This is a genomic window from Tritonibacter sp. SIMBA_163 (assembly GCF_046535935.1).
Classification (GTDB): Bacteria; Pseudomonadota; Alphaproteobacteria; order Rhodobacterales; family Rhodobacteraceae; genus Epibacterium; species Epibacterium scottomollicae.
Map to the genome: position 1 here is coordinate 1 of NZ_JAWJBP010001129.1, position 243 is coordinate 243.

The window sequence follows — 243 nt, forward strand, 5'->3', positions numbered from 1 at the left end:
CTACATTTGCCAGCGCGATCGCAGTCCTCAAACCTGATACTCTTACCTCTGCTTCAACAACAGTTCACTCCCAAGTGTTGGATCTCAAAGCCGAAGCCAAACTCGATCCAGAGATTCAATATTCTATCCCCCCTGATTTAGAGCAAACCGACTCGCCCTCAGGAATCTTTCTCACGGGTGCAACCGGATTTGTCGGCTCTTATCTCCTTTCAGAACTATTACAGCAAACCCAAGCAGACATTT

At 47.3% G+C, this 243-nt stretch carries 1 protein-coding gene; it reads left to right on the forward strand.

Annotation, left to right across the window (positions count from 1 at the left end; translation table 11 throughout):
• Positions 1–243, forward strand: a 243-nt coding sequence (locus tag R0J92_RS25855; protein ID WP_411053792.1) for an SDR family oxidoreductase, incomplete at both ends; no start/stop codon positions are given.